Genomic DNA, 24805 nt, shown 5'->3' with positions numbered 1-24805 from the left:
GAGGCTGCAAGCGATAGGCCGGGTCGGGGTGTTGCGCTTGGGAAAAATTGCTATCTTTCAAACCATGACGACGAGCGAGCAAAAACTGGCTTCAGGGCCGGACTGGTATGTGTCCGACGTGGTGTGCACCGCAGGCGCCGGCGATCGCCCGTTCGAGGAACAGCACCGCAGTGTCTGCATTGCCGCAGTCACCAGCGGCAGCTTCCGCTACCGCACCAGCCAGGGCACCGCCATGCTGGCGCCAGGTGCCGTCCTGCTCGGCAATGTCGGTGCCTGCTATGAATGCGGGCATGAGCATGGCGCCGGCGACCGCTGCCTGTCCTTCCATTTCACTCCCGCCTATCTCGACCGGATTGCCAACGACGTGCCGGGCGCAGGCAAGCTGGCGTTTGGAGTGCCGCATCTGCCGCCCTTGCCGGCCCTTACCTCGCTTCTGGCCGAGGCCGAAGCGGCACGCGAGACGGCCGACATCGATGCCTTCGAGGAGCTTGGCCTGCGCCTTGCTGGCGCGGCTCTTGCCGTCGGCGGCGCAGCCCTTGCTGTCGCCGGCGAGGCCGCGCCTGCCGCTCGCCCGCCGAGCCGGCGCGACCAGAAACGGGTTGCCGAGGCGGTGCGGCAGATCGAGGTCAATGCCGACCGGCCGGTCTCGCTTTCCGAGCTTGCCGGCTCGACGGCGACCAGCCCCTATCACTTCCTGCGCACCTTCCGGCAGGTCGCCGGCATGACTCCCTATCAGTTCCTGCTCAGAACCCGGCTGCATCGTGCGGCGGTGCGGCTGCGCATGTCGGATGAGCCCATCTCGGCAATTGCCTTCGAGGCCGGCTTCAATGACCTGTCAACCTTCAACAGGCGTTTCCGGCGCGTCATGGGCGAGACACCCGGTGACTATCGCGCGCGCCGGCGCAAAAAGTCGGCCCACAGGAATTCGCTGAACGGCGTTGTGTCCTTGGCGAAGCCGCCTTGCCGGCGCAATTCGCCGGCCATGCTGCGGTAGGGATCGTCGACCAGTTCGGCCATGGTCTTGGGGATGGCGTCGTAGTCCCGCCGCCGCCCGTTTTCGTCAAACGGATGCATCCAGCCTCTGTTGTCGAGCACGACAAAAAAAGCGCCCTTGTCGAGCCCCGACAGATCGCTGATCACGGTGACGAAGACATCCTTGACACCTTCCTCGAGCAAGGCGCGGGCGAGATGGTGGTGATCGGTGACATAGTTGCGCTTCTTCGGACCAAGCACCACCGGCACCATGTGGCGGCCGAGGAAAATGCCTGTCTTCTCAGGGCTTTGTGCCCGGATCATCCGGCGCTTCAGCTCCACCTCCCGCATGCCGACGGTGATCTGCGTCGGCCGCAGCTCGTCCACGGCGACAGGCTTCAGCAAGGGTTCCCGCTCGGTGGTCATGGCGCCTTGTCCTGTTGTCCTACAAGTTTCTTGTCCGGCGATAGCGCCTTGATGGCGTCGTCGACGCTGTGAAAGATTCTGTGCGGGCCGACGAGGTCGGCAATGCCGAAACGCGCCAGTGCCGCCTGGGCACGCAGTGATTCCAGCCGTGCGATGGCAAAGACAGCACCGGCCTTGCGGCAGTGGGCAATGGTTTCGATCAGCGCCTGTGCGGCGGTATAGTCGATCTCGGCGATGTTGCTGGCTTCGAGCACGACCAGTTTCACACTGTCGCTCCTGGCGTCGATCAGTTCGCAGACGCCGCGCTTGAAGCTTTCGGCATTGACAAAGGAGAGCGGCGCCTGGAATGCCGCAACCAGCACGCCGGGGAGTTGCTCGCCGGCCGACGGCGTGCTCGGCGGCCACCACACCGAGGTGCCGGGCACCTGTTCCAGCTCGATCGCCTGCGTGCGTGTCGCGCTCCAGAGACCATGCAGCAGCGACAGGCCGATGCCGACCGCCACGCCGGTCTCGATCGGCAGCACGACAATGGCCGTCATAGTGACCAGGATCAGCATGAATTCGACCGGCGCCTGCCGGTAGACACTGGCAAACACCTTCCAGCGCAAGATGTGATGAGCAACGAACATCAGCACGCCGGCAAGGGCGGCCTGCGGGACATCGGCAAGCAGGCCGCCGCCAAAGGCGCCCAGCGCCAGCACGATTGCCGCGGCAATCAGGCCTGAAAACTGCGAACGCCCGCCCGACTGGGCGACGATTGCGGTGCGCGGCGGGCTGGCATTGACCGCGAAGGCGCCGATCAGGCCGGACAGGATGCTGCCGGCGCCGACACCGACAAAGTCGCGGTTGATGTCGTCGCCGGCAAAGGAGCGGCTGGTGGCCGCCGTCTGCACCATGACCACGATGGCGATCAGCAGGGCCAGCGGTAACACCGCCTGCGCATCGCTGAGGCTGACGCTCGGCAGGCCGGCCTGCGGCAGGCCGTAGGGCAAGGCGCCGAGCACTTCGACACCGCGCCCCTTCAGGCCGAAGATCGCAACCGCCAGCGTGGCCAGCACCATGCCGATCAAGGCGCCGGGGATACGGGCGCTGATGCGCTCGGCGGTGAATACGATGGCAAACACGCCAAGGCCGAGCGCCAAGCTCCACGGGTTGATGAGGTGGAGATTGGCGGCGATCTCACCGACGCGGCGCAGCGTTTCACCGCTTTCGGACGGCAGGCCGAGCAGTCCGGGCAGTTGCGAAACGATGATATGGACCGCGATGCCGGCCAGAAAACCGGTGGTGACGGGGACAGACAGAAGGTCGGCGATCCAGCCGAGCCGGAAGATGCCGCTCAAACCCACCAGTAGCCCGACCATCAGCGCCAGCATCGCCGCCAGCGCCAGATAATGCGCCGACCCGGCAACGGCGATGAGCGCAAGGCCGCCGGCAAACAGCGGTGTGATGGTCGAATCCGCCCCGGACGACAGATGGCGGTTGACGCCGAACAGGGCAAAGGCCAGTGATCCCGCGACAAAGGCGAAGAAGCCGATCTCGGGCGCAAAGCCGCCAAGCCGCGCCGTCGCCATCTGTTCGGGAATGGCGATTGCCGCCAGCGTCAGCCCGGCGGCCAGATCGCCATTGAGATCCCCGGGCCGCCAACCGCTCAGCGCTCGCAAAGGCAGCCACCGGGTCCAGTTCATCGTGCTTATGGCTCCCGGCCGGGGAAAACGGTCCATCGCAGGCTTTTGCCTGGCGGCGGCGAAATACGCTTTTGCCAAATCGTCGCAATCAGCGGTATCCATTTGAAATTACCACCGAAATTGTCTTTGGAAAAGTGCCGGGAACATTGGAGTTTCGAGTGGGCTTCCTATATAAGCGGTCAGTGATTCCTGATTAGATTGTGATCCAATTTGACCGACCAAAAGACACCGCGCGGCGCCGACGGCGGCCCCACCGGCATCGAGCCGATCTCCATCATCGAGGAGATGCAGAGCTCCTACCTCTCTTACGCCATGAGCGTGATCGTCAGCCGTGCGCTGCCGGACGTTCGCGACGGCCTGAAGCCGGTGCATCGCCGCATTCTCTATGCGGCGCATGAGAGCGGCTACCACTGGAACCGCAAATATGTGAAATCGGCCCGTCCGGTCGCCGACGTGATGGGTAAATACCATCCGCATGGCGACGCCTCGATCTATGACGCCTTGGTGCGCATGGCGCAGGACTGGTCACTGCGGGTGCCGCTGATCGACGGGCAAGGCAATTTCGGCTCCATCGACGGTGATCCGCCGGCGGCCATGCGCTACACCGAGTCGCGCCTGACCAAGGTCGCGCATGAGCTGCTCGAGGACATCGACAAGGAAACCGTCGATTTCCAGGAGACCTATGATGCCTCCGACACCGAGCCGAAGGTGTTGCCGGCTCGCTTCCCCAACCTTCTGGTCAACGGTTCCGGCGGCATTGCCGTCGGCATGGCCACCAACATTCCGCCGCACAATCTGGCCGAAGTCTGCAACGGCGCCATCGCCATCATCGACAATCCGGCGATCGACCTGCCGGCGCTGATGGAGATCATTCCAGGCCCCGATTTCCCGACCGGCGGCATCGTGCTTGGCCGTTCCGGCATCTACAGCGCCTACGCGACCGGCCGCGGCTCCATCGTCATGCGCGGCAAGGTCAATGTCGAGCAGCGCGGCAACGACCGTGAATCGATCATCATCACCGAAGTCCCGTACCAGGTGAACAAGGCCTCGATGATCGAGAAAATGGCCGAGCTGGTGCGCGACAAGCGCATCGAAGGCATTTCCGACATACGCGACGAAAGCGACCGCCAGGGCTACCGCGTCGTTATCGAGCTGAAACGCGACGCTGTCGCCGATGTCATCCTCAACCAGCTCTACCGCTTCACGCCGCTGCAGACTTCTTTCGGCGCCAATATGGTAGCGCTGAACGGCGGCAAGCCGGAAGTGATGACGCTGACCGACATGCTGAAGGCATTTGTCGGCTTCCGCGAAGAGGTGATCAGCCGGCGAACGAAATTCCTGCTGCGCAAGGCGCGCGACCGCGCCCACGTCCTGGTCGGCCTCGCCATTGCCGTCGCCAACATCGACGAAGTGATCAAGCTGATCCGTACGGCGCCCGATCCGCAGACGGCGCGCGAGCAGTTGATGGAGCGCCGCTGGCCCTCCGGCGACGTCGAATCGCTGATCCTTCTGATCGACGATCCGCGCCATCGCATCAACGAGGACGGCACCTACAATCTGTCCGAGGAACAGGCCCGCGCCATCCTCGAACTGCGCCTGCAGCGCCTGACCGCGCTCGGCCGCGACGAGATCGCCGACGAGTTGAACACGATCGGCGCCGAAATCGTTGATTACCTTGATATTTTGTCGTCCCGCGCGCGCATCCAGCAGATCGTCAAGGACGAGCTCGCCGCCGTGCGCGACGAGTTCGGCACGCCGCGCCGCACCGAGCTCACCGACGGCGGCGCCGACATGGAAGACGAGGACCTGATCCAGCGTGAGGACATGGTCGTCACCGTCAGCCATTCCGGCTACATCAAGCGCGTGCCGCTGTCGCTCTACCGGGCGCAGCGCCGCGGCGGCAAGGGCCGCTCCGGCATGTCGACCAAGGAAGAGGATTTCGTCACCCGGCTGTTCGTGGCCAACACCCATACGCCGGTGCTGTTCTTCTCCTCGCGCGGCATCGTCTACAAGGAAAAGGTCTGGCGGCTGCCGATCGGCAATCCGCAGTCGCGCGGCAAGGCGCTGATCAACATGCTGCCGCTCGAGCAGGGCGAGCGCATCACCACCATCATGCCGCTGCCCGAGGACGAGACCAGCTGGGGCGAGCTCGACGTGATGTTCGCCACCACGCGCGGCACCGTGCGCCGCAACAAGCTGTCCGACTTCGTCCAGGTCAACCGCAACGGCAAGATCGCCATGAAGCTGGAGGAGGAAGGCGACGAGATCCTCGGTGTCGAGACCTGCACCGACAATGACGACGTGCTTTTGACGGCGAACTCCGGCCAGTGCATCCGTTTCTCGGTCGGCGACGTGCGCGTTTTCCAGAGCCGCAATTCGGTCGGCGTGCGCGGCATAAGCATGGCCGAGACCGACCGCATCATCTCGATGTCGGTGATCGAGCATGTCGATGCCTCACCGGCGGAGCGCGCCGCTTACCTCAAGCGGGCGGCGGCGGAGCGGCGGCTCGAGACGGCCGGCGAGGAAGAAGAGATCGCACTGACCAATGAGGAGATCGGCGAGGAGGCGGAGCTTTCCGACGACCGCTACGAATTCCTCAAGGCGCATGAGCAATATGTGCTGACGGTGACCGAATATGGCTACGGCAAGCGCTCGTCGTCCTACGATTTCCGCCTGACCGGGCGCGGCGGCAAGGGCATTCGCGCCACCGACGTGTCGAAAACGGCAGAGATCGGCCAGCTGGTGGCGACCTTCCCGGTCGGCAATGACGACCAGATCATGCTGGTTTCGGACGGCGGCACGGTCATCCGGGTGCCGGTCAACGGCATCCGTTTCGCCAGCCGCGCCACCAAGGGCGTGACCATCTTCAACACCGCCGAAGGCGAGAAGGTGGTTTCGGTCGAGCGGATATCGGAACCGCAGTCGGACGAGGATGCCGAGGAGAACGGCGAAGGCGGGGCCGAGGGCGGTCCGGATGCTGCGGATGCCGCACCCGACAGCGCCGAATAGGCTCAGACACAACAACACCGGCCCGATGGGCCGGCGCGATCAAGACTTGGCCGGTAAGATTAGTGGTGACGGTGGGGCCAGCGAGCGCCGAAGCCTTCGAAGCGCTTGGTCCGGACACGGACACGCTCTGCTTCCTGATGCAGCCCGAATGCGGTAGCAATCAGCATGGCGACGGTCATTGCGGTGGCGAGCATGTAGATCAGCATTTGCGTGTTCTCCTGCGCCTTACAACGGTTAGATGGGGTTTTGGTTTCATCTTCTGAAGTGCAAACTAGTGAACGCTGCGTGAAGTCTTCGTGATCAAGGCATTCATCTGTCGTTCATGTCTGCGAAAAGGTTCACGCAGATGTTCCCAATCGCATTTGCCTTCCGTCCAATGCCCCGCTAGAGCATGATCCCGAAAAGTGGAATCCGGTTTTCGGAAACAGATCATGCTCAAACCGAGAGATAGAGCCCTATCCCTGCCATGACCGAACGCACCGCCCTTTATGCCGGCTCCTTCGACCCGCTGACCAACGGACACCTCGACGTCCTGAAGGCATCGCTGGCCGTTGCCGACACGGTTTATGCGGCGATCGGCACCCATCCTGGCAAGACGCCGCTGTTTTCCTTCGAGGAACGGGTGAAGCTGATCGAGGCGGCGACCAAGGCCGAATTCGGCCGCGACGGCGGCCGCATCAAGGTTGTCGCGTTCGACGGGCTGGTCATCGACGCCGCCAGAAAGCACGGCGCCTCGATCATGATCCGCGGCCTGCGCGACGGCACCGATCTGGACTACGAGATGCAGATGGCTGGCATGAACGAGACCATGGCGCCGGAGCTGCAGACGGTTTTTCTGCCCGCCAGCCCTTCGGTGCGCACGATTACTGCCACACTTGTGCGCCAGATAGCTTCGATGGGAGGCGACATCCGTCCCTTCGTGCCGGCGGCGGTTGCCGGCGCGCTCACCGCAAAATTCAAGAAATAATCCCCCGGAGATCCCTATGCAGCTGAAGAAGCTCGCCTCGTTCCTCGTCGTGCTTGCCGGTCTTGTCACAGCATCTGTCTCGGCCTATGCCGCCGATCCGGAAAACACCATGATCATCACCTTGAAGGATGGCGACGTCACCATCGCGCTGCGGCCCGACCTAGCGCCCAAGCATGTCGCCCAGATCAAGAAGCTGGTGCGCGAAGGCGCCTATGACAATGTCGCCTTCCACCGCGTTATCGATGGCTTCATGGCGCAGACCGGCGACGTCAAGTTCGGCAACATGAAGAAGGGGTTCAGCCCCGAGGCCGTCGGCACCGGCGGCTCCGATCTGCCTGATCTGCCCGCAGAATTCTCGCAGAGCGAACATTACAAGCGTGGCACGCTCGGCATGGCCCGCTCGCAGGATCCGAACTCTGCCAATTCGCAGTTCTTCATCATGTTCGCGCCGGCGCCGAACCTCGACGGCCAGTATACTATCGTCGGCAATGTCGTCAGCGGCATGGAATTGGTCGATCACATCAAGAAGGGCGACGAGGCCGACAATGGAACGGTCAGCAACCCCGACCGCATGATCAAAGTGCGCATCGCCGCAGACAAGTAGTCTATCAAATCAATCTGTTTTTCTGAGATAAAGGATATCCGACATGGCTGAGATCAAGGACCGCGAAAACGCGCTCATCATGGAAACGACCAAGGGCAAGGTCGTCATCGAACTGTTCCCCGATCTGGCCCCCGGCCATGTCGCCCGCATCAAGGAACTGGCGCGCGAAGGCGCCTACGACGGCGTAGTCTTCCACCGCGTCATCGAAGGCTTCATGGCGCAGACCGGCGACGTCAAGTTCGGCAATTCGAGCAAGCCCTCATTTGCCCCCTCCCGCGCCGGCATGGGTGGCTCGGAAAAGCCCGATCTGAAGGCTGAATTTTCCAACGCCAACCACGGTCGCGGCACCTGCTCGATGGCTCGTTCGCAGAACCCGAACTCGGCCAATTCGCAGTTCTTCATCTGCTTCGACGATGCCGCTTTCCTCAACCGCCAGTACACGGTCTGGGGCCAGGTCATCGAAGGCATGGACAATGTCGACAAGATCAAGCGCGGCGAGCCGGTGGTCGATCCCGATAAGATCGTGTCGCTGAAGGTCGCGGCCGACGTCAAGTAAGGACAAACGACAATGATGGGCGTGGTCTGGTCGCTGCTTGGCATCCTGTCCGGCGCCTTCATCGCCGTTCAGGCGCCGATCAATTCGCAGCTGGCGCGCGGCCTGGGTCTCCCGGTCGCGGCGGCGGCGTTTTCGTTCCTGTCCGGCGCGATCGTGCTCGGCATCATCGCCGTCGCCGTGGTAAAGTTGAACGACCTCTCACTCGACTGGAAGGCGCCGGCGCCCTGGCTGTTCATCGCCGGCGGCATGCTCGGCGGTTTCTACGTCACGCTGTCGACCATTTTGACGCCGCGCATCGGTGCGGCCGCCCTGATGGCGTTCCTGGTTGCCGGCCAGCTCTTGGCCGGCATGCTGATCGACCGCGTCGGCTTCCTCGGCGTGGCGGTGCGCGAGATCTCATTCGGCCGCGTCGCCGGCGCGGTGCTGCTCTTGGCCGGAGCGCTGCTCGTCCGGCTTTACTGATGCGTGTCGACCTCTTCGACTTCGACCTGCCGGAGGAGCGCATCGCGCTTCGCCCGGCCGAGCCGCGCGACAGCGCCAGGATGCTGGTGGTCGGGCCGGGCGAGGGCCTTTCGGACCGCATGGTGCGCGACCTGCCGTCCCTGCTCGGGGACGGCGACGTGCTGGTCTTCAACGACACCAAGGTCATCCCGGCGCAGCTGAAAGGCATCAGGCGGCGCGGCGAAGCGCAGGCGCAGGTCGAGGCGACGCTGCACATGCGCATGGCGCCCGACCGCTGGCTGGCCTTCATGCGGCCGGGCAAGCGCATCGCTGCCGGCGACCGCATCCATTTCGGCCATGACAGCAATTCCTGCTTCCTCGGCCAGCTCGACGCCACGGTGATCGAGAAGGGCGAGGCCGGCGAGGCGCTGCTCGGCTTCGACCTGTCCGGCCCGTTTCTCGACGAGGCGCTGCGCGCCGTCGGCCACATCCCGCTGCCGCCCTACATCGCCTCCAAGCGTGACGATGACGAGCGCGACTTGACGGACTATCAGACCATCTATGCCAGGGAGGAGGGCGCGGTTGCCGCGCCAACCGCAGGCCTGCATTTCACACCGGAGCTATTTGCCGCGCTAGACGCCAAAGGCATCGAACGCTGCTTCGTCACGCTTCATGTCGGCGCCGGCACCTTCTTGCCGGTCAAGGCCGACGACACCGCCGACCACAAGATGCATGCAGAGACCGGTTCAGTCAGCGAGGCGACCGCCGCGGCGCTCAATGCCGCGAAGGCGAGGGGCGGGCGCATCGTCGCCGTCGGCACGACCTCGCTGCGCCTGCTGGAGAGCGCGGCAAAGCCCGACGGTACGCTTGCCGCATGGTCCGGCCCGACCGACATTTTCATCACGCCCGGCTATCGGTTCAAGACTGCCGACCTGCTGATGACGAATTTCCATCTGCCGCGCTCGACGCTGTTCATGCTGGTTTCGGCCTTCAGTGGCCTCGACACGATGCGGGCCGCCTATGCGCATGCCATCGACACCAGCTACAGATTCTACTCCTACGGAGACACAAGCCTGCTTTATCGAGCGGAGATGAGCGATGGACGATGACCTGCAAGCCTTTGACCGAGAAAGCCTGATTGCCGAAGTGAAGAAATTGCGTGCCGGCATCCGCGCGCACCGCGACACGACGGGCCATGATCTGTGCTGGCATCATCCCGATCTGTGGGATCTGTTGCCGGAAAAGACCGAGCCTTCGATCGCCGTGCCGCCGTGGCCAAAATTCATGCGCGGCTGCATCCAGTATCGCCAGTCGCTCGACAGGCAGGCGCCGGACGCACCTGTCCATGACAAGGAATTCAATGGCTGAGACGTTCACTTTCAAAGTCCTCGCCACCGACGGCAAGGCACGGCGCGGTGTCATCGACATGCCGCGCGGCGAAATTCGCACGCCGGCCTTCATGCCGGTCGGCACCGGTGGCACCGTCAAGACGATGTACATGGATCAGGTGCGCGACCTTGGCGCCGACATCATCCTTGGCAACACCTACCATCTGATGCTGCGCCCTGGTGCCGAGCGTGTCGCGCGGCTCGGCGGCCTGCATGAATTCGCCCGCTGGCCGCATCCCATCCTGACCGACAGCGGCGGCTTTCAGGTGATGTCGCTGTCGAAGCTGCGAAAGCTGACCGAAAAGGGCGTCACCTTCCGCTCGCATATCGACGGCGCGCCTTACGAGATGTCGCCGGAGCGCTCGATCGAGATCCAGGGGCTGCTCGATTCCGACATCCAGATGCAGCTCGACGAATGCACCGCGCTACCGGCCGATCTGAAGGAGATCGAGCGCGCGATGGAACTGTCGCTGCGCTGGGCGGAGCGCTGCAAGACCGCGTTCGGCGACCAGCCGGGCAAGGCGATGTTCGGCATCGTCCAGGGCGGCGATAATGCAGCGCTCAGGGTGCGCTCGGCGCAGGCGCTGAGCGCCATGGAGCTGAAGGGCTACGCCGTCGGCGGCCTCGCCGTCGGCGAGCCGCAGGCGGTGATGCTGGAGATGCTCGACATCACCTGTCCGGAACTGCCCGACAACAAGCCCAGATATCTCATGGGCGTCGGAACGCCGGACGACATCGTGAAATCGGTGGCGCGCGGTATCGACATGTTCGACTGCGTGATGCCGACCCGCGCCGGCCGCCACGGCCTGGCCTACACCAGGCGCGGCAAGGTCAATCTCAGGAACGCCCGCCACGCCGACGATCCGCGCCCGCTCGACGAGGAGAGCGATTGCCCGGCGGCACGCGATTATTCACGCGCCTATCTGCATCATCTCGTGCGCTCGCAGGAGGCGCTGGGGGCGATGCTTTTGACCTGGAACAACCTGTCCTATTATCAGAAGCTGATGCAGGACCTTCGCACGTCGATCGAGGCCGGCGCCTTCGAGGCGTGCACGGCCGAGATTTCCGAGGGCTGGGCGAGGGGCGATATCCCTACCCTTTGAACAAATCTACGCCACCGGACGATGATTGACGGATCCATTGTCCGGGCGCAGATTCCGGTTGGGGTCAGGCCATGACTGTCACATATGAACTTGGCGGCAAGACCGCGATCGTGACTGGCGGCGCACGAGGCATCGGCAAGGCCATTGCGGCGCAGTTGTTGAACTCCGGGGCCGAAGTCTGGATATGGGATGCTGATCCCACACCTGTGGACGGCGCACATTGCCAGACGGTCGATGTGACAAAGGCTCACCAGATCAAAGACGCCCTGGCCGAGGTCGTCGCAGACAATAGCCGGATTGACATTCTAATCAACAATGCAGGCTATTTAGGCGACTATCGTGGGTTCGAGGCATTCGATCCGATCGAGTGGCAACGCATCATCGGTGTCAACCTGATCGGCGTTTTCGAGGTTACGCATCAGGTTCTGCCGATCATGCGCAAGGCTGGTAGGGGCCGGATCATCAATATGGGATCCCTGGCAGGCAAGGAAGGGTTGCCGAATCTGGCCGCCTATTCAGCGGCAAGTGCAGGCGTCATTGCCTTTACGAAAGCCTTGTCGCGGGAGACCTGCGATACCGACATTCGGGTGAATTGCGTGGCACCGGGGCCGATCGATACCGAGTTGATCAGGCGCCTTGGAAACGATGTCGTAGACGACATGATAAGTGCCAGCCCGCTCAAGCGCCTTGGCGAGGTGGATGAAGTGGCGGCACTGGTGCTTTGGCTTTGTTCCGACGCCAGCGCATTCAACACCGGAGCCGTGTTCGACATGTCGGGCGGCAGGGCACGCTACTGAGGCGTTGTGCGTCAGGTGCTCAGTGAATTCGACCCCCGCAGGCTGCAGCCGGTGATCTGGAAACTGCCGTCGGGCTGCTGCTGCAGCGTATAGACCGCCTCGTAGTCCTTGCCGTCGGGACCGACGATCAGCACCTGCTGGATGATCGAGCCTGGGCCGGTCTGCTCGACCTTGCCGAAGGAATAGCTTTGTGGCCGACGCACCGGCGCGTAGCCGTTGGTCACCATGTTCATGAAGGCGTCGACGGTCGGGAAAATCTGCTTCACGTTTGGAGCAGCGTAGCTGTAGGCCTTGGCGCCATCGTTTGCGATGAGCGCCTTCAGCTGACCATCGATGACGGCCTGGCCGGCCTTGATTTCGGCATCGCCGGCAAGGGCCGCCGAGATGAACAGGGTAGACGCGAACAGCAATGAAACGACTGCGAATGCGATACGGCGCATGGCCTGTCTCCATTGTCTCCTGACAAATCGCTGTCTGAAGACACATCATACCATACGCTTGGCGCTGCCTCACGGTTTCAGCAACCGCAGTAATTCGCCACGCAAGTGCTGCAAGATCATGCTTAAGCATCCTTTAAGGTGGGGCGCGGCCTGATGCTTGAAAGCCGGGCGGCAGTCTGCGAGAAGGGCCGCCATGGGCGCAAGATGCGCGTTTCAACCTGGCAGGACCGGCAATGAAGACGTTTTTCGTGCAGATAAAGTGCGACCTGGGCAAGTCCTACGAGGTCGCCAGCGCGCTCGCCGACGCCGAGATCGCCTCGGAAATCTACTCGACCGCCGGCAATTACGACCTGCTCGCCAAATTCTATGTCGACGACGAGGAAGATGTCGGCCACTTCGTCAACGAGAAGGTGCAGCATCTTCCCGGAATCAAGGACACCTTCACGGTCGTCACTTTCCGCGCTTTCTGAAGCAATTCCAGGAAAAGTGTGAATCGGTTTTCCCGGGAAAAGCGCGTAGCGCTTTCCCTTGGGAATTGCGTTGAAACAAAGGATAGAGCGGTTCACCGTTTCCGTGAAACGATGAGCTGCTCTAGCGCCGCATCAGGCACTTGCCCGGCGACGAGGCAAAGCCTGATTACGCCCCTGTTTCGACTGCCCTAATTTTGGGCAGTCGTAACATACTGATCGCCGATGTCCTCCAAATCACCGATTGCGCTTGATTTTCTCCTGCGACGCCAGTGAAATGGCGTCACAGGGGAGTATGCGATTGGCAGCGTTCGATGAAATGCTTCCGGAAGTTTCCGGATTGAGAAAACCGTATACGGCTTACGACCGCTGGCTGAAGGAGCAGGACCCAGCCAGGCTTACCGAAAAGATGCAGGACGCCGAGCGCGTCTTCCGCAAGACCGGCATCACCTTCGCCGTCTATGGCGAGCAGGAAGCTTCCGAGCGGCTGATCCCCTTCGATATCGTTCCGCGTATCATCTCCGGCAATGAATGGCGGCGCCTCACGCAAGGCATCGAGCAGCGCGTGCAGGCGCTGAACGCTTTCCTTGATGACATCTACCATCGCCAGGAGATCCTGCGCGCCGGCCGTGTGCCGAGGGAGCTGATCGCCAGGAACGAGGCCTTCCTGCCGGAAATGATCGGCGTGCGGCCGCCGGCCGGCGTCTACACCCACATTATCGGCGTCGATATTGTCCGCATCTCTGAGAACGAGTTCTACGTGCTGGAGGACAATGCGCGCACGCCGTCGGGCGTCTCCTACATGCTGGAGAACCGCGAGACGATGATGCAGCTCTTCCCCGAGCTGTTCCAGCAGATCAAGGTACGGCCGGTCGAGAACTATCCGCAGCTCCTTCGCCAGTCGCTGGCAGCGGTCCGGCCGCAAAGCACCAAGGGCGCGCCGACCATCGCCGTGCTGACGCCGGGCAGCTTCAACTCCGCCTATTTCGAGCACGCCTTCCTTGCCGACCAGATGGGCGTGCAGCTGGTCGAAGGCCAGGATCTGCGCGTCGTCGACGGCCATGTCGCCATGCGCACCACCGAGGGCTACAAGCAGATCGACGTGCTCTACCGGCGTGTCGACGATTCCTTCCTCGACCCGCTGACCTTTAGGCCGGACTCGGCCCTTGGCGTGCCCGGCATCATGGATGTCTACCGTGCCGGCAACATCACCATCGCCAATGCGCCGGGAACCGGCATCGCCGACGACAAGGCGATCTATTCCTACATGCCCGAGATCGTCGAATTCTACACCGGCCGCAAGGCGATCCTCGGTAACATCCCGACCTGGCGTTGCTCGGAACCCGACAGCCTGAAATACGTACTCGAACACATCCACGAGCTGGTCATCAAGGAAGTACACGGCTCCGGCGGCTACGGCATGCTGGTCGGCCCGGCGGCGACCAAGAAGGAATGCCAGGACTTCGCCAAGAAGCTGCAGGCCAAACCGTCCAACTACATCGCCCAGCCGACGCTGGCGCTCTCGACCTGTCCGATCCTGACCGAAAAAGGCCTGTCGCCCCGTCACGTCGACTTGCGGCCATACGTGCTGGTGTCAGACCGCATCCAAATCGTGCCTGGCGGGTTGACGCGTGTTGCGCTGAAGGAGGGGTCGCTGGTGGTCAATTCTTCGCAGGGCGGCGGGACGAAGGATACGTGGGTGTTGGACGACTGAGTGAGTAGGGATTAGTCAGTAGGCAGTAGTAAAAAATAGGGGACAGGGAATGCCATATTCTATTGAAATTCAAATGCTTACTAATCCCTACTCACCAATCCCTACTCACTAGCCCGAAGGGCCTCCCATGCTTCTCGGCCGCACCGCCAACGGGCTTTACTGGATGAACCGCTATATCGAGCGGGCGGAAAACATGGCGCGTCTGGTCGATGCCGGCCTGCGCATGGCGCTGACCCGTACCCAGAGCGCATCGGAAGAGTGGAATTCGGTGCTGCTCAGCGCCGGCTCCGACGTCGCCTTCACGCAGAAATACCAGGATTATACCGCCGCCAATGTCGCCGACTTCCTGCTGCGCGACACCTCGAACCCGTCGAGCACGATGTCGGCGATCGAGACCGCACGCAACAATGCCCGCATGGTGCGCACCGCGCTGACACGCGAAACCTGGGAAAGCATCAACGAGGCCTGGATGGCGCTGAAGCGGATGCTGGCAAAGCCGATCGACGAGCGCGACCTGCCGAGCGTGCTCGACGCCATCAAGCGCGAGACGGCGCTTATCCGCGGCTGTTTCTACGGCACCATGCTGCGCAACGAGATCTTCGACTTCTCGCAGCTCGGCACCTATGTCGAACGCGCCGACAACACGGCGCGCATCCTCGACGTGAAATACTACGTGTTGTTGCCTTCGATCTCCTGGGTTGGCTCGACGCTGGACAATTACCAGTGGGAATCGATCCTGCGCTCGGTGTCGGCGCATCGTTCCTACCGCTGGGTCTATGAGGCCGACTACAAGCCGACCAACATTGCCGACTACCTGATCCTCAATGTCCGCATGCCGCGCTCGCTGACCTTCTGCTATCGTTTTCTCGCCGAGCACCTGAAATTCCTCGGCGACGATTATGGCGAACGCCATGCCTGCCACGCCACGGTCGACAGGACCCAGGCGATGCTGCGGGCAGGGTCGATCAAGGACATATTCGACGCCGGCCTGCACGAGTTCCTGGCCAGGTTCATTCAAGACAACACCAAGCTTGGCGACGAGATCGCCCAGGATTACCGGTTCAATTGAGCATGACCCCGAACCGGAGGACCGCGTCAGCGAAAAGTGGGGATAAGGTCATGCTCAAAACGGAAGACAAGTTATGAGATTGAAAATCACCCACCGGACCGAATACCGCTACGACGCGCCGGTGCATTATCTGCTGCAGCGGCTGCGGCTGTTGCCGGTCAGTGGCCCGACGCAGACTGTGCTGTCCTGGGCGCTGAAGATCGAAGGTGCGCGCGAGGAAGTGCGCTTCAGCGACCATTTCGGCAACGATAACAGGCTGTTGAGCGTCGAGGGCGAGCGCGACTTCATCACCGTTGAGGCCTCCGGCGAGGTTGTGACGCGCGACACAGCAGGCGTCTCGGGTCCGCATCACGGCTATGCGCCGCTCTGGCTGTTCAGCCAGGAGACCGCTTTGACCATCCCCGGCGACGGCATCCGCGAGCTTGCCGCGGCGGTCGGCAAAGGCACCGACATAGAGAGGCTGCATCGCTTGATGGCGCTGATCGTCGAGCGCGTCGCCTATACGCCGGGCACCACCAGCGTGACGACGCCTGCCGAAGAAGCGTTGGCGCTGAAGACTGGCGTCTGCCAGGACCACAGCCATATCTTTGTCGCTGCGGCCCGCGCCATGGGCTTTCCGGCCCGTTATGTCAGCGGCTATCTGATGATGGACGCGGCCATCGAACAGGCGGCAAGCCATGCCTGGGCCGAAGTCCATGTCCAGGGTCTCGGCTGGGTCGCCTTCGACGCCGCCAATGGCATTTCCCCTGACGAGCGTTATGTCAGGGTGGCCACCGGCCGCGATTATCGCGACGCCTCGCCGGTGTCGGGAATTCGACTGGGACAGGCGGAGGAACAGCTTGCGGTCACCGTCACGGTAGAGCAGTAGTTCTCGGCAAGATTGCTGCCTGAAGAGATTCCATGACTTATTGCGTCGGCCTCAAGATCGATCGTGGGCTCGTGTTCATGTCGGACACACGCACCAATGCCGGGATGGATTCGATCTCGACCTTCAAGAAGATGCATGTCTGGGAAGAGCCGGGCGAGCGCGTCATCGTGCTGATGTCGGCCGGCAATCTGGCCACGACGCAGGCTGTCATCAGCCTGCTCGACGAGCGCAACAAGGCGATCGGCGAACGCCATGCGACGCTACTCGAAACCCCTTCCATGTACCAGACCGTGCGGCTGGTCGGCGACACCGTCAAGGAAGTCATCGCCCAGTCGTCACCGGCCGGCGAAAAGGCGGATTCCTATTTCAACGCCTCTTTCATCCTCGGCGGCCAGATCAAGGGCAGCGCGCCGCGCCTGTTCATGATCTACCCCGAGGGCAATTTCATCGAATCAACCGACGACACGCCGTTCTTCCAGATCGGCGAGACCAAATACGGCAAGCCGATCATCATCCGCGCCTATGAGAGGACGATGAGCCTGGCCGAAACGGTGAAGCTGCTTCTGGTCTCCTTCGATTCGACGCTGAAGTCGAACCTGTCCGTCGGCCTGCCGCTCGACCTGCTGTTCCTCGAGAAGGATGCTTTCAAGGTCGGGCTGAAGAAGCGGATAGGCCAGGACGACCAGTATTATCGCACCATCTCGGACGGCTGGTCGAACGCGCTGAAGACGGCCTTTGCCAGCCTGCCCGATTTCCCGGGTTAGATTGCCTTGCTGGCGCTGTTGCGTGGCGCTGGCCGCGGCGATCGACGCTGCTTGGCTCAGGTCTGGAGACCAGAATGAACAACGATGATTTCCGGCAATGGTCGAGGCACGCCGCCGATTGGGGAGTAGATTACCGTTCATCGCTGCGTGAAAGACCGGTGCGGCCGCTGGTCGAACCCGGCGACATCTTTCGCAGCATCGAGGCGTCGCCGCCGGAAGCGGCTGAGCCGATGGAGCGGATTTTCGCCGATTTCGAAGAGAAGATCGTGCCGGGCATGACGCATTGGCAGCATCCGCGTTTCTTCGCTTATTTCCCGGCCAATGCCGCGCCGGTCTCGGTGGTTGCCGAATATCTTGTCTCGGCGATGGCCGCGCAATGCATGCTGTGGCAGACCTCGCCGGCCGCGACCGAACTCGAGACACGCATTGTCGACTGGATGCGCCAGGCGCTCGGCCTGCCCGAAGGATTTTCCGGCGTCATCCAGGATTCGGCCTCGTCGGCGACGCTGGCCGCCGTGCTGACCATGCGCGAGCGCGCGCTCGATTGGCAGGGCAACAAGCAGGGCCTGGCCGGGCAGAGGCGGCCGCGCATCTATTCCTCCGATCAGGTCCACACCTCGATCGACCGCGCGATCTGGGTGTCGGGCATCGGCGAGGACAATCTGGTCCGCATTCCGGTCACCGGGCGCTTTCGCGCCATGGATACGGTTGCACTCGAGGCGGCGATCGCCGCCGACCTTGAGGCCGGCATGCTGCCCGCCGGCATCATCGCCAGCGTGGGCGGCACCAGCACCGGCGGCACCGACGATGTCGCCGCCGTCGCCGCAGTGGCCAGGCGCCACGGGCTCTATCTGCATGTCGATGCCGCCTGGGCCGGATCGGCGATGATCTGCCCGGAATTCCGCCATTTCTGGGCCGGCGCAGAGCTCGCCGATTCCATCGTATTCAACCCGCATAAGTGGCTCGGCGCGCAATTTGACTGCTCGATGCAGTTCATCCGCCAGCCCGAGGATCTGGTCCGCACTTTGGCGATCAAGCCCGAATTCCTGAAGACGCACGGCCGCGACGGCATTATCAATTATTCCGAATGGTCGGTGCCGCTCGGCCGCCGCTTCCGGGCGCTGAAACTGTGGTTCTTGCTGCGCGCGCATGGACTGGAAGCGCTGCGCGGCATGATCCGCAACCACGTCGCCTGGAGCGAGGGCCTTGCGGCGCGGCTGGCGAACGAGCCGGATTTCGAGATCGTCACCGAGCCAATGCTGTCACTGTTTTCATTCCGCCATAAGGCCACTGGCGATGCCGACGACCACAATCTGCGCCTGGTCAATGCCATCAACGACGATGGCCGCCTCTATCTGACGCAGACGCGGGTCGACGGACGGATCGCCATTCGTTTCCAGGTCGGACAGTTCGAGACCACGGCGGAAGACGTCAATACCGCCTTCCGTGTGATTTGCGACTGTGCAAGATCCCTGAGGGACTGACTGAGGCGGCTGCCGCCCCAGAGTAGCCAGCAAGGAATTGCGAGCAAGGGCATGGCCGGGCAGGGCGAAGAGACGAGCCAAAATCTGACGGGCGTCTGGAGCGGGCGCTATTTTTATCCGCGCGAGTTGGCGCCGGTCTCGTTTGTCGCGACGCTGATCGAGACCGCAACCAGCTTGACGGGGGCGACCCACGAACCGACCGGTCCGGCGACCGGCACAGTGAGATACGCAACCCTGCAGGGGCAGCGCGACGGCAACGCCGTCTCCTTCATCAAAACATATGACAATGCCGGATCGAACATGGATCCGATCGACTACAGCGGCATTCTGAACGGCGATGCCACCGAGATCGCGGGCACCTGGCGCATCCTGGGAAGCTGGTCCGGCAAATTTCTGATGATTCGCTCGCCGGGCAAAGTCGCTGCCGTCGCCCGCAAGGTGGCGGAGCGGGTCTGAGCTGTATCTGCCTGGTTCGCTTTTGCAATCATCGATATTTCATTAGCCGGCTTCTCCCTTTTCATTGCTTTCGTTTTGAGCTACAAACAAGAAAAACGAAAACGGGAGGTCCTCAGTGTATTTGTCGCCGCGTCATGCCGAAATCATCCAGATGGCCAAAGACCATGGCCGCGTACTGGTCGACGATCTGGCCACGCATTTCAATGTGACACCGCAGACCATCCGCAAAGACCTCAACGACCTCTGCGACCAGCGGCTGCTGTCGCGCATTCATGGCGGGGCGTTGTTCCCGTCCGGTATCGAGAACATGGAGTATGAGGCGCGGCGCAAGATCGCCGCCGACGAGAAGGAGGCGATCGGCCGCGCGGCGGCCCGGCTGATCCCCGACAACGCCTCGTTGTTCATCAATATCGGCACCACGACCGAGTCGGTCAGCAAGGCGCTGCTCGATCACACCGGGCTCATGGTCATCACCAATAACATCAATGTTGCCAACAGGATGCGCATCTATCCTTCGATCGAGGTGGTGATCGCCGGCGGCGTCGTGCGCGGCTCCGACGGCGGCGTGGTCGGCGAGGCGGCCGTCGATTTCATCCGGCAGTTCAAGGTCGACTATGCGGTGATCGGCGCCTCTGCGATCGATCATGACGGTGCGCTGCTTGATTTCGATTTTCGCGAGGTCAAGGTGGCGCAAGCCATCATCGCCAATGCCAGGCATGTCATCCTGGTGTCCGACCAGACCAAGTTCGAGCGCACCGCGCCGGTTCGCATCGGCCATCTGTCGCAGGTCAACACCTTCATCACCGACCGTTGCGACATCCCTTCGGTGCGCCGGATCTGCGAAGAGGCCGAGGTGCATCTGATCGAAACATCGTTGGGCTAATGGCTTCCATCACGGCGCTGCGACATTTCGTTTGACATTCGTTCTGATTTCGAAATAATCCCGATACGGTTTCGTAAAAACCTAAAAATGCTGCAATGCGAAATCGCGGGAGGGGCTTTGTGGACGCAATCCATGACATCTTCGTCATCGGTGGCGGCATCAATGGCTGCGGCATCGCCCGCGACGCCGTTGGGCGAGGCTTTTCGGTATTTCTGGCTGAGATGAACGATCTCGCCAGCGGGACCTCCTCCGGTTCGACCAAGCTGATCCATGGCGGCCTGCGCTACCTCGAATTCTATGAGTTCCGCTTGGTGCGCGAGGCGCTGATGGAGCGTGAGGTTCTGTGGAAGAACGCGCCGCACATCATCTGGCCGATGCGCTTCGTGCTGCCCTATGCCAAGGGCCTGCGTCCGGCCTGGCTGATCCGGCTCGGCCTTTTCCTCTACGATCACATTGGCGGCCGCAAATTGCTGCCGGCGACCCGCACACTCGACATGGCCAAGGACCCGGCCGGCAAGCCGCTGAAGCCGCTGTTTCACAAGGCGTTCGAGTATTCCGACGGCTGGGTCAACGATGCCCGCCTGGTGGCGTTGAACGCGCGTGACGCCGCCGACCGCGGCGCCACCATCCGCACCCGCACGAAGGTGGTCTCGGCGCGGCGCGAAGGCGATATCTGGGCGATCCGGCTGGAAGATCTGGCGACAGGAAAGACCGAAGAGGTCAAGGCCCGGCTGCTGGTCAATGCCGCCGGTCCGTGGGTCGACCATGTCCTGTCGACCGCTGTCGGCCAGAACGACGTCCACAATGTCCGCCTGGTGCAGGGCAGCCACATCGTTATCAAGAAGAAGTTCGACGATCCGCGCGCATACTTCTTCCAGAACAAGGACGGGCGCATCATCTTCGCGATTCCCTATGAGGAGGAGTTCACGCTGATCGGCACCACCGATCGCGACTATCCCGGCGATCCGCATGACGTGAAGATCAGCGACACCGAGATCGACTATCTCTGCGCGGCGGCAAGCGAATATTTTGCTCAAGCCGTGACGCGCCCGGACATCGTCTGGACCTATTCGGCCGTGCGCCCGCTCTACGACGACGGCGCCTCGAAGGCGCAGGAAGCGACCCGCGACTATGTGCTGAAGGCCGATGGCGGCGAGGGCAAGGCGCCGATCGTCAACGCTTTCGGCGGCAAGATCACCACCTATCGCCGGCTGTCGGAATCGATGCTGGAAAAGATCGAAGGGTTTCTCGGCAAACGCGGCAAGCCATGGACGGCGAACGCGTCCTTGCCCGGCGGCGATTTCCCGGCCACCGGTTTCGACGCCCAGGTGGCAAAGCTGAAGAGCGCCTATCCCTTCCTCGACCAGCGCCTGGCGCGCCGGCTGACCAGGCTCTACGGCACGCGCGCGCAAGTGCTGCTCGGCCTCGCCAAGTCGAATGCCGATCTCGGCCGCAACTTTGGCGCCGATCTCTACGAGGCCGAAGTGCGCTACCTCTGCGAAAACGAATGGGCGCTGACCGCCGAAGATGTATTGTGGCGCCGCACCAAGCGCGGCCTGCATTTCAGCCGCGAGCAGGTGTCGGCCCTCGACGAGTTCATGCGCGGCATCAGCCAGCGCCATGTCGTGGCAGCGGAATAGGGAAGGCGATTGATGCACAAAGCCTGGGAGGAGGCATCATGCTGGAACTGAGAAACGTGACGAAGACGGTCGGTGCGGCGGAGCACATCCGCGACGTCTCGCTGACGCTTCAGCACGGCTCGCTCAATGTCCTGCTCGGGCCGACGCTGTCGGGCAAGACCAGCCTGATGCGGCTGATGGCCGGCCTCGATGTGCCGACCTCCGGTTCGGTCTGGTTCGACGGCCAGAATGTCACCGGCATGCCGGTGCAGCAGCGCAAGATCGCCATGGTCTACCAGCAGTTCATCAATTACCCCGCGATGACGGTCTATGAGAACATCGCTTCACCGTTGCGCGTCGCCGGCACCGATCAGGCCAAGATCGACAAGGAAGTGCGCAACGCGGCAGCGCTTCTGAAGCTGACGCCCTATCTCGACCGCACGCCGCTCAGCCTGTCCGGCGGCCAGCAGCAGCGCACCGCGCTTGCGCGCGCCATCGTCAAGAATGCCAGCCTGGTGCTGCTCGACGAGCCGCTCGCCAATCTCGACTACAAGCTGCGCGAGGAGTTGCGCGCCGAGCTGCCGAAGATCTTCGCCGCCGCCGGCACCATTTTCGTCTATGCCACGACCGAGCCGCACGAGGCCTTGCTGCTCGGCGGCAACACGGCGACGCTGTCCGAGGGACGCATCACCCAGTTCGGCCCGACCATCGACGTCTTCCGCAAGCCGATCGACCTGGTGACGGCAAGGACCTTTGCCGACCCGCCGCTCAACACCATCGTGCTGGCCAAGAAGGGCCCGGATTTCCTGCTCGAGGGCGGCGTCAAGCTGCCGGTGCCGACCGAGCTTTCCGGCATCGCCGACGCGAATTATACGATCGGCTTCCAGCCGCATCATCTCTCGCTCGAGCGGCCCAACGCCGCCGCCGTGCCGGTCCGCGCCAAGGTGACGATCACCGAGATCACCGGTTCGGAAAGCTTCATCCATCTCGATTTCGCCGACGCGCGCTGGGTCATGCTGACCCATGGCATCCGCGATTTCGAGCCCGACGCAGAGATCGAGGTGTTCATCGATCCGCGCCACATCATGGTCTTCGACAGCAACGGCAGCGCCGTCGCCGCATCGAAGCTGGCGGCTTGAGGGGGAAGCGATGGCGCGCATCGACGTCAACCATGTCCGGCACTCCTACCTGCCCAACCCGCAGAAGGATGCCGATTTCGCTCTGAGGGAAGTGCACCACACTTTCGAGGATGGCGGCGCCTATGCGCTGCTCGGGCCTTCCGGCTGCGGCAAGACCACGCTGCTCAACATCATTTCGGGGCTGCTGCATCCTTCGCACGGAGAGCTGCTGTTCAACGGCAAGGACGTCACCAATTTGTCGACGCAGGAGCGCAACATTGCGCAGGTGTTCCAGTTCCCGGTCATCTACGACACCATGACCGTCTACGACAATCTGGCCTTCCCGCTGCGCAACCGCGGCGTGCCGGAAGCCGACGTCGACCGCAAGGTGCGCGAGACGCTGGAGATGATCGATCTGGCGTCATGGGCGAAGAAGAAGGCGAGGGGCCTGACCGCCGACCAGAAGCAGAAGATTTCGCTCGGCCGCGGCCTGGTGCGCTCAGATGTCAACGCCATCCTGTTCGACGAGCCGCTGACCGTCATCGACCCACATATGAAGTGGGTGCTGCGCTCGCAATTGAAGCAGCTGCACCGCCGCTTCGGCTACACCATGGTCTATGTCACCCACGACCAGACCGAGGCGCTGACCTTCGCCGACCAGGTCGTCGTCATGTACGACGGCGGCATCGTCCAGATCGGCACGCCGGCCGAACTGTTCGAGCGGCCGCGCCACACCTTTGTCGGCTATTTCATCGGTTCGCCCGGCATGAACGTCATGCCGGTGGCGATCGATGGCAAGACCGCGACCATCGGCAGCCAGCGCATCGAGCTGCCCGGCGCGCCAAAGACCGCCGCAGGTAGCTCCGGGGCCATCGAACTCGGCATCCGCCCCGAATATGTCAGGCTCGGCCGCGACGGCATTGCGGTGAAAATCAGCAAGGTCGAGGATCTTGGCCGCCACAAGGTGGTGCGCGCCAGCCTCGAAGGCCGCGAGATCGCGGCCGTCATCGGTGAAGACGAGAGCGTGCCGGCCGAGCCGAAGGTGCGCTTCGACCCGGCCGGCATCAACATCTATGCCGATTCCTGGCGTGTCGAGATGGGGGCATAGATGGATAAGACCTGGAACAACAAGGCCTGGTTCCTTGTCCTGCCGGTGCTGGTGCTGGTGGCGTTCTCGGCCGTCATCCCGTTGATGACCGTCGTCAACTATTCGGTGCAGGACACGTTCGGCAACAATCAGTTCTTCTGGGCCGGGACCGAATGGTTCGAGGAACTGCTGTCATCCGATCGCTTCTGGGAAGCGATGGTCCGCAACCTGGTCTTCTCCTTCATCATACTCGCCATCGAAGTGCCGCTCGGCATCTTCATCGCGCTGAACATGCCGAAGAAGGGCTGGGGCGTTCCGGTCTGCCTGGTGCTGATGGCGCTGCCGCTCTTGATCCCGTGGAACGTGGTCGGCACCATCTGGCAGGTGTTCGGCCGCAACGACATCGGTCTGCTCGGCTATTACGTCAATGCGCTCGGCATCGACTACAACTACGTCCAGGATCCGTACGACGCCTGGGTCACCATCATCATCATGGATGTCTGGCACTGGACCAGCCTTGTCGTGCTGCTTTGCTATGCCGGCCTGGTCTCGATCCCCGATGCTTTCTACCAGGCGGCCAAGATCGACGGCGCTTCGCGCTGGGCGGTGTTCCGCTACATCCAGCTGCCGAAGATGCAGCGCGTGCTGCTGATCGCCGTGCTGTTGCGCTTCATGGATAGTTTCATGATCTACACCGAGCCCTTCGTCGTCACCGGCGGCGGCCCCGGCAATTCGACGACCTTCCTGTCGATCGACCTCGTCAAGACAGCACTTGGCCAGTTCGACCTCGGTCCGGCGGCGGCGATGTCGCTGGTCTACTTCCTGATCATCCTGTTGTTGTCATGGGTGTTCTACACCGTGATGACCAACTACGACGCGGAGCGCTGA

General features: G+C 62.5%; 25 protein-coding genes and 1 pseudogene. 22 read left to right on the top strand and 4 right to left on the bottom strand.

Annotation, left to right across the window (positions count from 1 at the left end; translation table 11 throughout):
* The first annotated feature begins 64 nt into the window (after positions 1–64).
* The gene (locus AC04SG_RS05975; protein ID WP_488550282.1) at positions 65–994 is read left to right on the top strand and encodes a helix-turn-helix transcriptional regulator; all 930 of its coding nucleotides are present in this window, start codon (positions 65–67) and stop codon (positions 992–994) included.
* Here the strand turns inward: AC04SG_RS05975 and AC04SG_RS05970 are convergent.
* Positions 889–1398 (bottom strand): annotated as a pseudogene (locus tag AC04SG_RS05970) (ParB-like protein); the annotation flags it as partial. The gene AC04SG_RS05975 and the pseudogene AC04SG_RS05970 overlap by 106 nt on opposite strands.
* Complete coding sequence (locus AC04SG_RS05965; RefSeq protein ID WP_488550281.1) at positions 1395–3083, bottom strand: SulP family inorganic anion transporter; 1689 nt, start codon at positions 3081–3083, stop codon at positions 1395–1397. The gene AC04SG_RS05965 and the pseudogene AC04SG_RS05970, both read right to left, overlap by 4 nt.
* 210 nt (positions 3084–3293) lie before the next feature.
* Between AC04SG_RS05965 and gyrA the strand changes: the two genes are divergently transcribed.
* Positions 3294–6092, top strand: a complete 2799-nt coding sequence (gene gyrA / locus AC04SG_RS05960; protein ID WP_488550280.1) for a DNA gyrase subunit A — start codon at positions 3294–3296, stop codon at positions 6090–6092.
* Positions 6093–6151: 59 nt separating this feature from the next.
* On the opposite strand, the gene AC04SG_RS05955 is transcribed toward gyrA, so the two are convergent.
* On the bottom strand, positions 6152–6298 hold the full coding sequence (locus AC04SG_RS05955; RefSeq protein ID WP_192253752.1) for a hypothetical protein: 147 nt from the start codon (positions 6296–6298) through the stop codon (positions 6152–6154).
* Between the two features lie 260 nt (positions 6299–6558).
* Between AC04SG_RS05955 and coaD the strand changes: the two genes are divergently transcribed.
* The 8 genes from coaD to AC04SG_RS05915 all read left to right on the top strand — a co-directional run bounded on the left by coaD (position 6559) and on the right by AC04SG_RS05915 (position 11948).
* Entirely contained in the window at positions 6559–7059 is a 501-nt protein-coding gene (coaD, locus tag AC04SG_RS05950; protein ID WP_112561542.1) for a pantetheine-phosphate adenylyltransferase, read from the top strand.
* A gap of 109 nt (positions 7060–7168) precedes the next feature.
* A complete protein-coding gene (locus tag AC04SG_RS05945) occupies positions 7169–7663 on the top strand; it encodes a peptidylprolyl isomerase (protein ID WP_376740396.1) in 495 nt (164 codons plus the stop codon).
* A gap of 43 nt (positions 7664–7706) precedes the next feature.
* Complete coding sequence (locus AC04SG_RS05940) at positions 7707–8219, top strand: peptidylprolyl isomerase (RefSeq protein WP_192253758.1); 513 nt, start codon at positions 7707–7709, stop codon at positions 8217–8219.
* A 12-nt stretch (positions 8220–8231) separates the two neighbouring features.
* Positions 8232–8681, top strand: coding sequence for a DMT family transporter (locus tag AC04SG_RS05935; protein ID WP_488550279.1), 450 nt, complete (start codon positions 8232–8234; stop codon positions 8679–8681).
* Entirely contained in the window at positions 8681–9769 is a 1089-nt protein-coding gene (gene queA, locus AC04SG_RS05930) for a tRNA preQ1(34) S-adenosylmethionine ribosyltransferase-isomerase QueA (RefSeq protein WP_488550278.1), read from the top strand. Before AC04SG_RS05935 ends, queA begins: the two co-directional genes overlap by 1 nt.
* A complete protein-coding gene (locus AC04SG_RS05925; protein WP_192253764.1) occupies positions 9759–10028 on the top strand; it encodes a hypothetical protein in 270 nt (89 codons plus the stop codon). Before queA ends, AC04SG_RS05925 begins: the two co-directional genes overlap by 11 nt.
* Positions 10021–11151, top strand: coding sequence for a tRNA guanosine(34) transglycosylase Tgt (gene tgt / locus AC04SG_RS05920; RefSeq protein WP_488550277.1), 1131 nt, complete (start codon positions 10021–10023; stop codon positions 11149–11151). The genes AC04SG_RS05925 and tgt overlap by 8 nt, the downstream gene beginning before the upstream one ends.
* A 71-nt stretch (positions 11152–11222) precedes the next feature.
* On the top strand, positions 11223–11948 hold the full coding sequence (locus AC04SG_RS05915; RefSeq protein WP_488550276.1) for an SDR family NAD(P)-dependent oxidoreductase: 726 nt from the start codon (positions 11223–11225) through the stop codon (positions 11946–11948).
* An 11-nt stretch (positions 11949–11959) separates the two neighbouring features.
* Here the strand turns inward: AC04SG_RS05915 and AC04SG_RS05910 are convergent, their stop codons facing one another.
* The gene (locus tag AC04SG_RS05910; RefSeq protein ID WP_488550275.1) at positions 11960–12388 is read right to left on the bottom strand and encodes a DUF4864 domain-containing protein; all 429 of its coding nucleotides are present in this window, start codon (positions 12386–12388) and stop codon (positions 11960–11962) included.
* A gap of 233 nt (positions 12389–12621) precedes the next feature.
* Between AC04SG_RS05910 and AC04SG_RS05905 the strand changes: the two genes are divergently transcribed.
* The 12 genes from AC04SG_RS05905 to AC04SG_RS05850 all read left to right on the top strand — a co-directional run bounded on the left by AC04SG_RS05905 (position 12622) and on the right by AC04SG_RS05850 (position 24805).
* The gene (locus AC04SG_RS05905; RefSeq protein WP_112561551.1) at positions 12622–12858 is read left to right on the top strand and encodes an Lrp/AsnC ligand binding domain-containing protein; all 237 of its coding nucleotides are present in this window, start codon (positions 12622–12624) and stop codon (positions 12856–12858) included.
* Positions 12859–13156: 298 nt separating this feature from the next.
* Complete coding sequence (locus tag AC04SG_RS05900; protein ID WP_162712104.1) at positions 13157–14569, top strand: circularly permuted type 2 ATP-grasp protein; 1413 nt, start codon at positions 13157–13159, stop codon at positions 14567–14569.
* Positions 14570–14696: 127 nt separating this feature from the next.
* Positions 14697–15638 carry an alpha-E domain-containing protein gene (locus tag AC04SG_RS05895; protein ID WP_192253770.1) on the top strand — a complete coding sequence of 314 codons (942 nt, stop codon included), beginning with the start codon at positions 14697–14699 and terminating at the stop codon, positions 15636–15638.
* A gap of 73 nt (positions 15639–15711) precedes the next feature.
* Positions 15712–16506 carry a transglutaminase family protein gene (locus AC04SG_RS05890; RefSeq protein ID WP_112561555.1) on the top strand — a complete coding sequence of 265 codons (795 nt, stop codon included), beginning with the start codon at positions 15712–15714 and terminating at the stop codon, positions 16504–16506.
* Between the two features lie 32 nt (positions 16507–16538).
* Entirely contained in the window at positions 16539–17270 is a 732-nt protein-coding gene (locus AC04SG_RS05885) for a proteasome-type protease (protein WP_436259815.1), read from the top strand.
* A gap of 74 nt (positions 17271–17344) precedes the next feature.
* Positions 17345–18754 (top strand): pyridoxal phosphate-dependent decarboxylase family protein, encoded by a 1410-nt coding sequence (locus AC04SG_RS05880; protein ID WP_488550274.1) that lies wholly within the window; start codon positions 17345–17347, stop codon positions 18752–18754.
* A gap of 51 nt (positions 18755–18805) precedes the next feature.
* Positions 18806–19210, top strand: a complete 405-nt coding sequence (locus AC04SG_RS05875) for a hypothetical protein (protein ID WP_488550273.1) — start codon at positions 18806–18808, stop codon at positions 19208–19210.
* Between the two features lie 115 nt (positions 19211–19325).
* On the top strand, positions 19326–20093 hold the full coding sequence (locus AC04SG_RS05870) for a DeoR/GlpR family DNA-binding transcription regulator (protein ID WP_488550272.1): 768 nt from the start codon (positions 19326–19328) through the stop codon (positions 20091–20093).
* A gap of 95 nt (positions 20094–20188) precedes the next feature.
* Positions 20189–21733 (top strand): glycerol-3-phosphate dehydrogenase, encoded by a 1545-nt coding sequence (gene glpD / locus AC04SG_RS05865; protein WP_488550271.1) that lies wholly within the window; start codon positions 20189–20191, stop codon positions 21731–21733.
* A gap of 38 nt (positions 21734–21771) precedes the next feature.
* On the top strand, positions 21772–22851 hold the full coding sequence (locus AC04SG_RS05860; protein WP_488550270.1) for an ABC transporter ATP-binding protein: 1080 nt from the start codon (positions 21772–21774) through the stop codon (positions 22849–22851).
* Between the two features lie 10 nt (positions 22852–22861).
* Positions 22862–23938 (top strand): ABC transporter ATP-binding protein, encoded by a 1077-nt coding sequence (locus AC04SG_RS05855; protein ID WP_488550269.1) that lies wholly within the window; start codon positions 22862–22864, stop codon positions 23936–23938.
* On the top strand, positions 23939–24805 hold the full coding sequence (locus AC04SG_RS05850; protein ID WP_192253786.1) for a carbohydrate ABC transporter permease: 867 nt from the start codon (positions 23939–23941) through the stop codon (positions 24803–24805). It abuts the gene before it with no gap.

It is taken from the genome of Mesorhizobium sp. CNPSo 4684 (assembly GCF_057784315.1).
This window is presented reverse-complemented; position numbering and strand designations above follow the sequence as displayed.

Excerpts from the sequence above, each read along its gene's own strand:
- AC04SG_RS05850 (WP_192253786.1), top strand. The coding sequence starts at position 23,939 with ATGGATAAGACCTGGAACAACAAGGCCTGGTTCCTTGTCCTGCCGGTG.
- AC04SG_RS05940 (WP_192253758.1), top strand. The coding sequence starts at position 7,707 with ATGGCTGAGATCAAGGACCGCGAAAACGCGCTCATCATGGAAACGACC.
- AC04SG_RS05885 (WP_436259815.1), top strand. The coding sequence starts at position 16,539 with ATGACTTATTGCGTCGGCCTCAAGATCGATCGTGGGCTCGTGTTCATG.
- AC04SG_RS05925 (WP_192253764.1), top strand. The coding sequence starts at position 9,759 with ATGGACGATGACCTGCAAGCCTTTGACCGAGAAAGCCTGATTGCCGAA.
- AC04SG_RS05955 (WP_192253752.1), bottom strand. The coding sequence starts at position 6,298 with ATGCTGATCTACATGCTCGCCACCGCAATGACCGTCGCCATGCTGATT.
- queA (WP_488550278.1), top strand. The coding sequence starts at position 8,681 with ATGCGTGTCGACCTCTTCGACTTCGACCTGCCGGAGGAGCGCATCGCG.
- AC04SG_RS05860 (WP_488550270.1), top strand. The coding sequence starts at position 21,772 with ATGCTGGAACTGAGAAACGTGACGAAGACGGTCGGTGCGGCGGAGCAC.
- AC04SG_RS05975 (WP_488550282.1), top strand. The coding sequence starts at position 65 with ATGACGACGAGCGAGCAAAAACTGGCTTCAGGGCCGGACTGGTATGTG.
- tgt (WP_488550277.1), top strand. The coding sequence starts at position 10,021 with ATGGCTGAGACGTTCACTTTCAAAGTCCTCGCCACCGACGGCAAGGCA.
- coaD (WP_112561542.1), top strand. The coding sequence starts at position 6,559 with ATGACCGAACGCACCGCCCTTTATGCCGGCTCCTTCGACCCGCTGACC.
- AC04SG_RS05855 (WP_488550269.1), top strand. The coding sequence starts at position 22,862 with ATGGCGCGCATCGACGTCAACCATGTCCGGCACTCCTACCTGCCCAAC.
- AC04SG_RS05880 (WP_488550274.1), top strand. The coding sequence starts at position 17,345 with ATGAACAACGATGATTTCCGGCAATGGTCGAGGCACGCCGCCGATTGG.
- AC04SG_RS05965 (WP_488550281.1), bottom strand. The coding sequence starts at position 3,083 with ATGAACTGGACCCGGTGGCTGCCTTTGCGAGCGCTGAGCGGTTGGCGG.
- AC04SG_RS05935 (WP_488550279.1), top strand. The coding sequence starts at position 8,232 with ATGATGGGCGTGGTCTGGTCGCTGCTTGGCATCCTGTCCGGCGCCTTC.
- AC04SG_RS05915 (WP_488550276.1), top strand. The coding sequence starts at position 11,223 with ATGACTGTCACATATGAACTTGGCGGCAAGACCGCGATCGTGACTGGC.
- AC04SG_RS05890 (WP_112561555.1), top strand. The coding sequence starts at position 15,712 with ATGAGATTGAAAATCACCCACCGGACCGAATACCGCTACGACGCGCCG.
- AC04SG_RS05905 (WP_112561551.1), top strand. The coding sequence starts at position 12,622 with ATGAAGACGTTTTTCGTGCAGATAAAGTGCGACCTGGGCAAGTCCTAC.
- glpD (WP_488550271.1), top strand. The coding sequence starts at position 20,189 with ATGCGAAATCGCGGGAGGGGCTTTGTGGACGCAATCCATGACATCTTC.
- AC04SG_RS05875 (WP_488550273.1), top strand. The coding sequence starts at position 18,806 with ATGGCCGGGCAGGGCGAAGAGACGAGCCAAAATCTGACGGGCGTCTGG.
- AC04SG_RS05895 (WP_192253770.1), top strand. The coding sequence starts at position 14,697 with ATGCTTCTCGGCCGCACCGCCAACGGGCTTTACTGGATGAACCGCTAT.
- AC04SG_RS05945 (WP_376740396.1), top strand. The coding sequence starts at position 7,169 with ATGATCATCACCTTGAAGGATGGCGACGTCACCATCGCGCTGCGGCCC.
- AC04SG_RS05910 (WP_488550275.1), bottom strand. The coding sequence starts at position 12,388 with ATGCGCCGTATCGCATTCGCAGTCGTTTCATTGCTGTTCGCGTCTACC.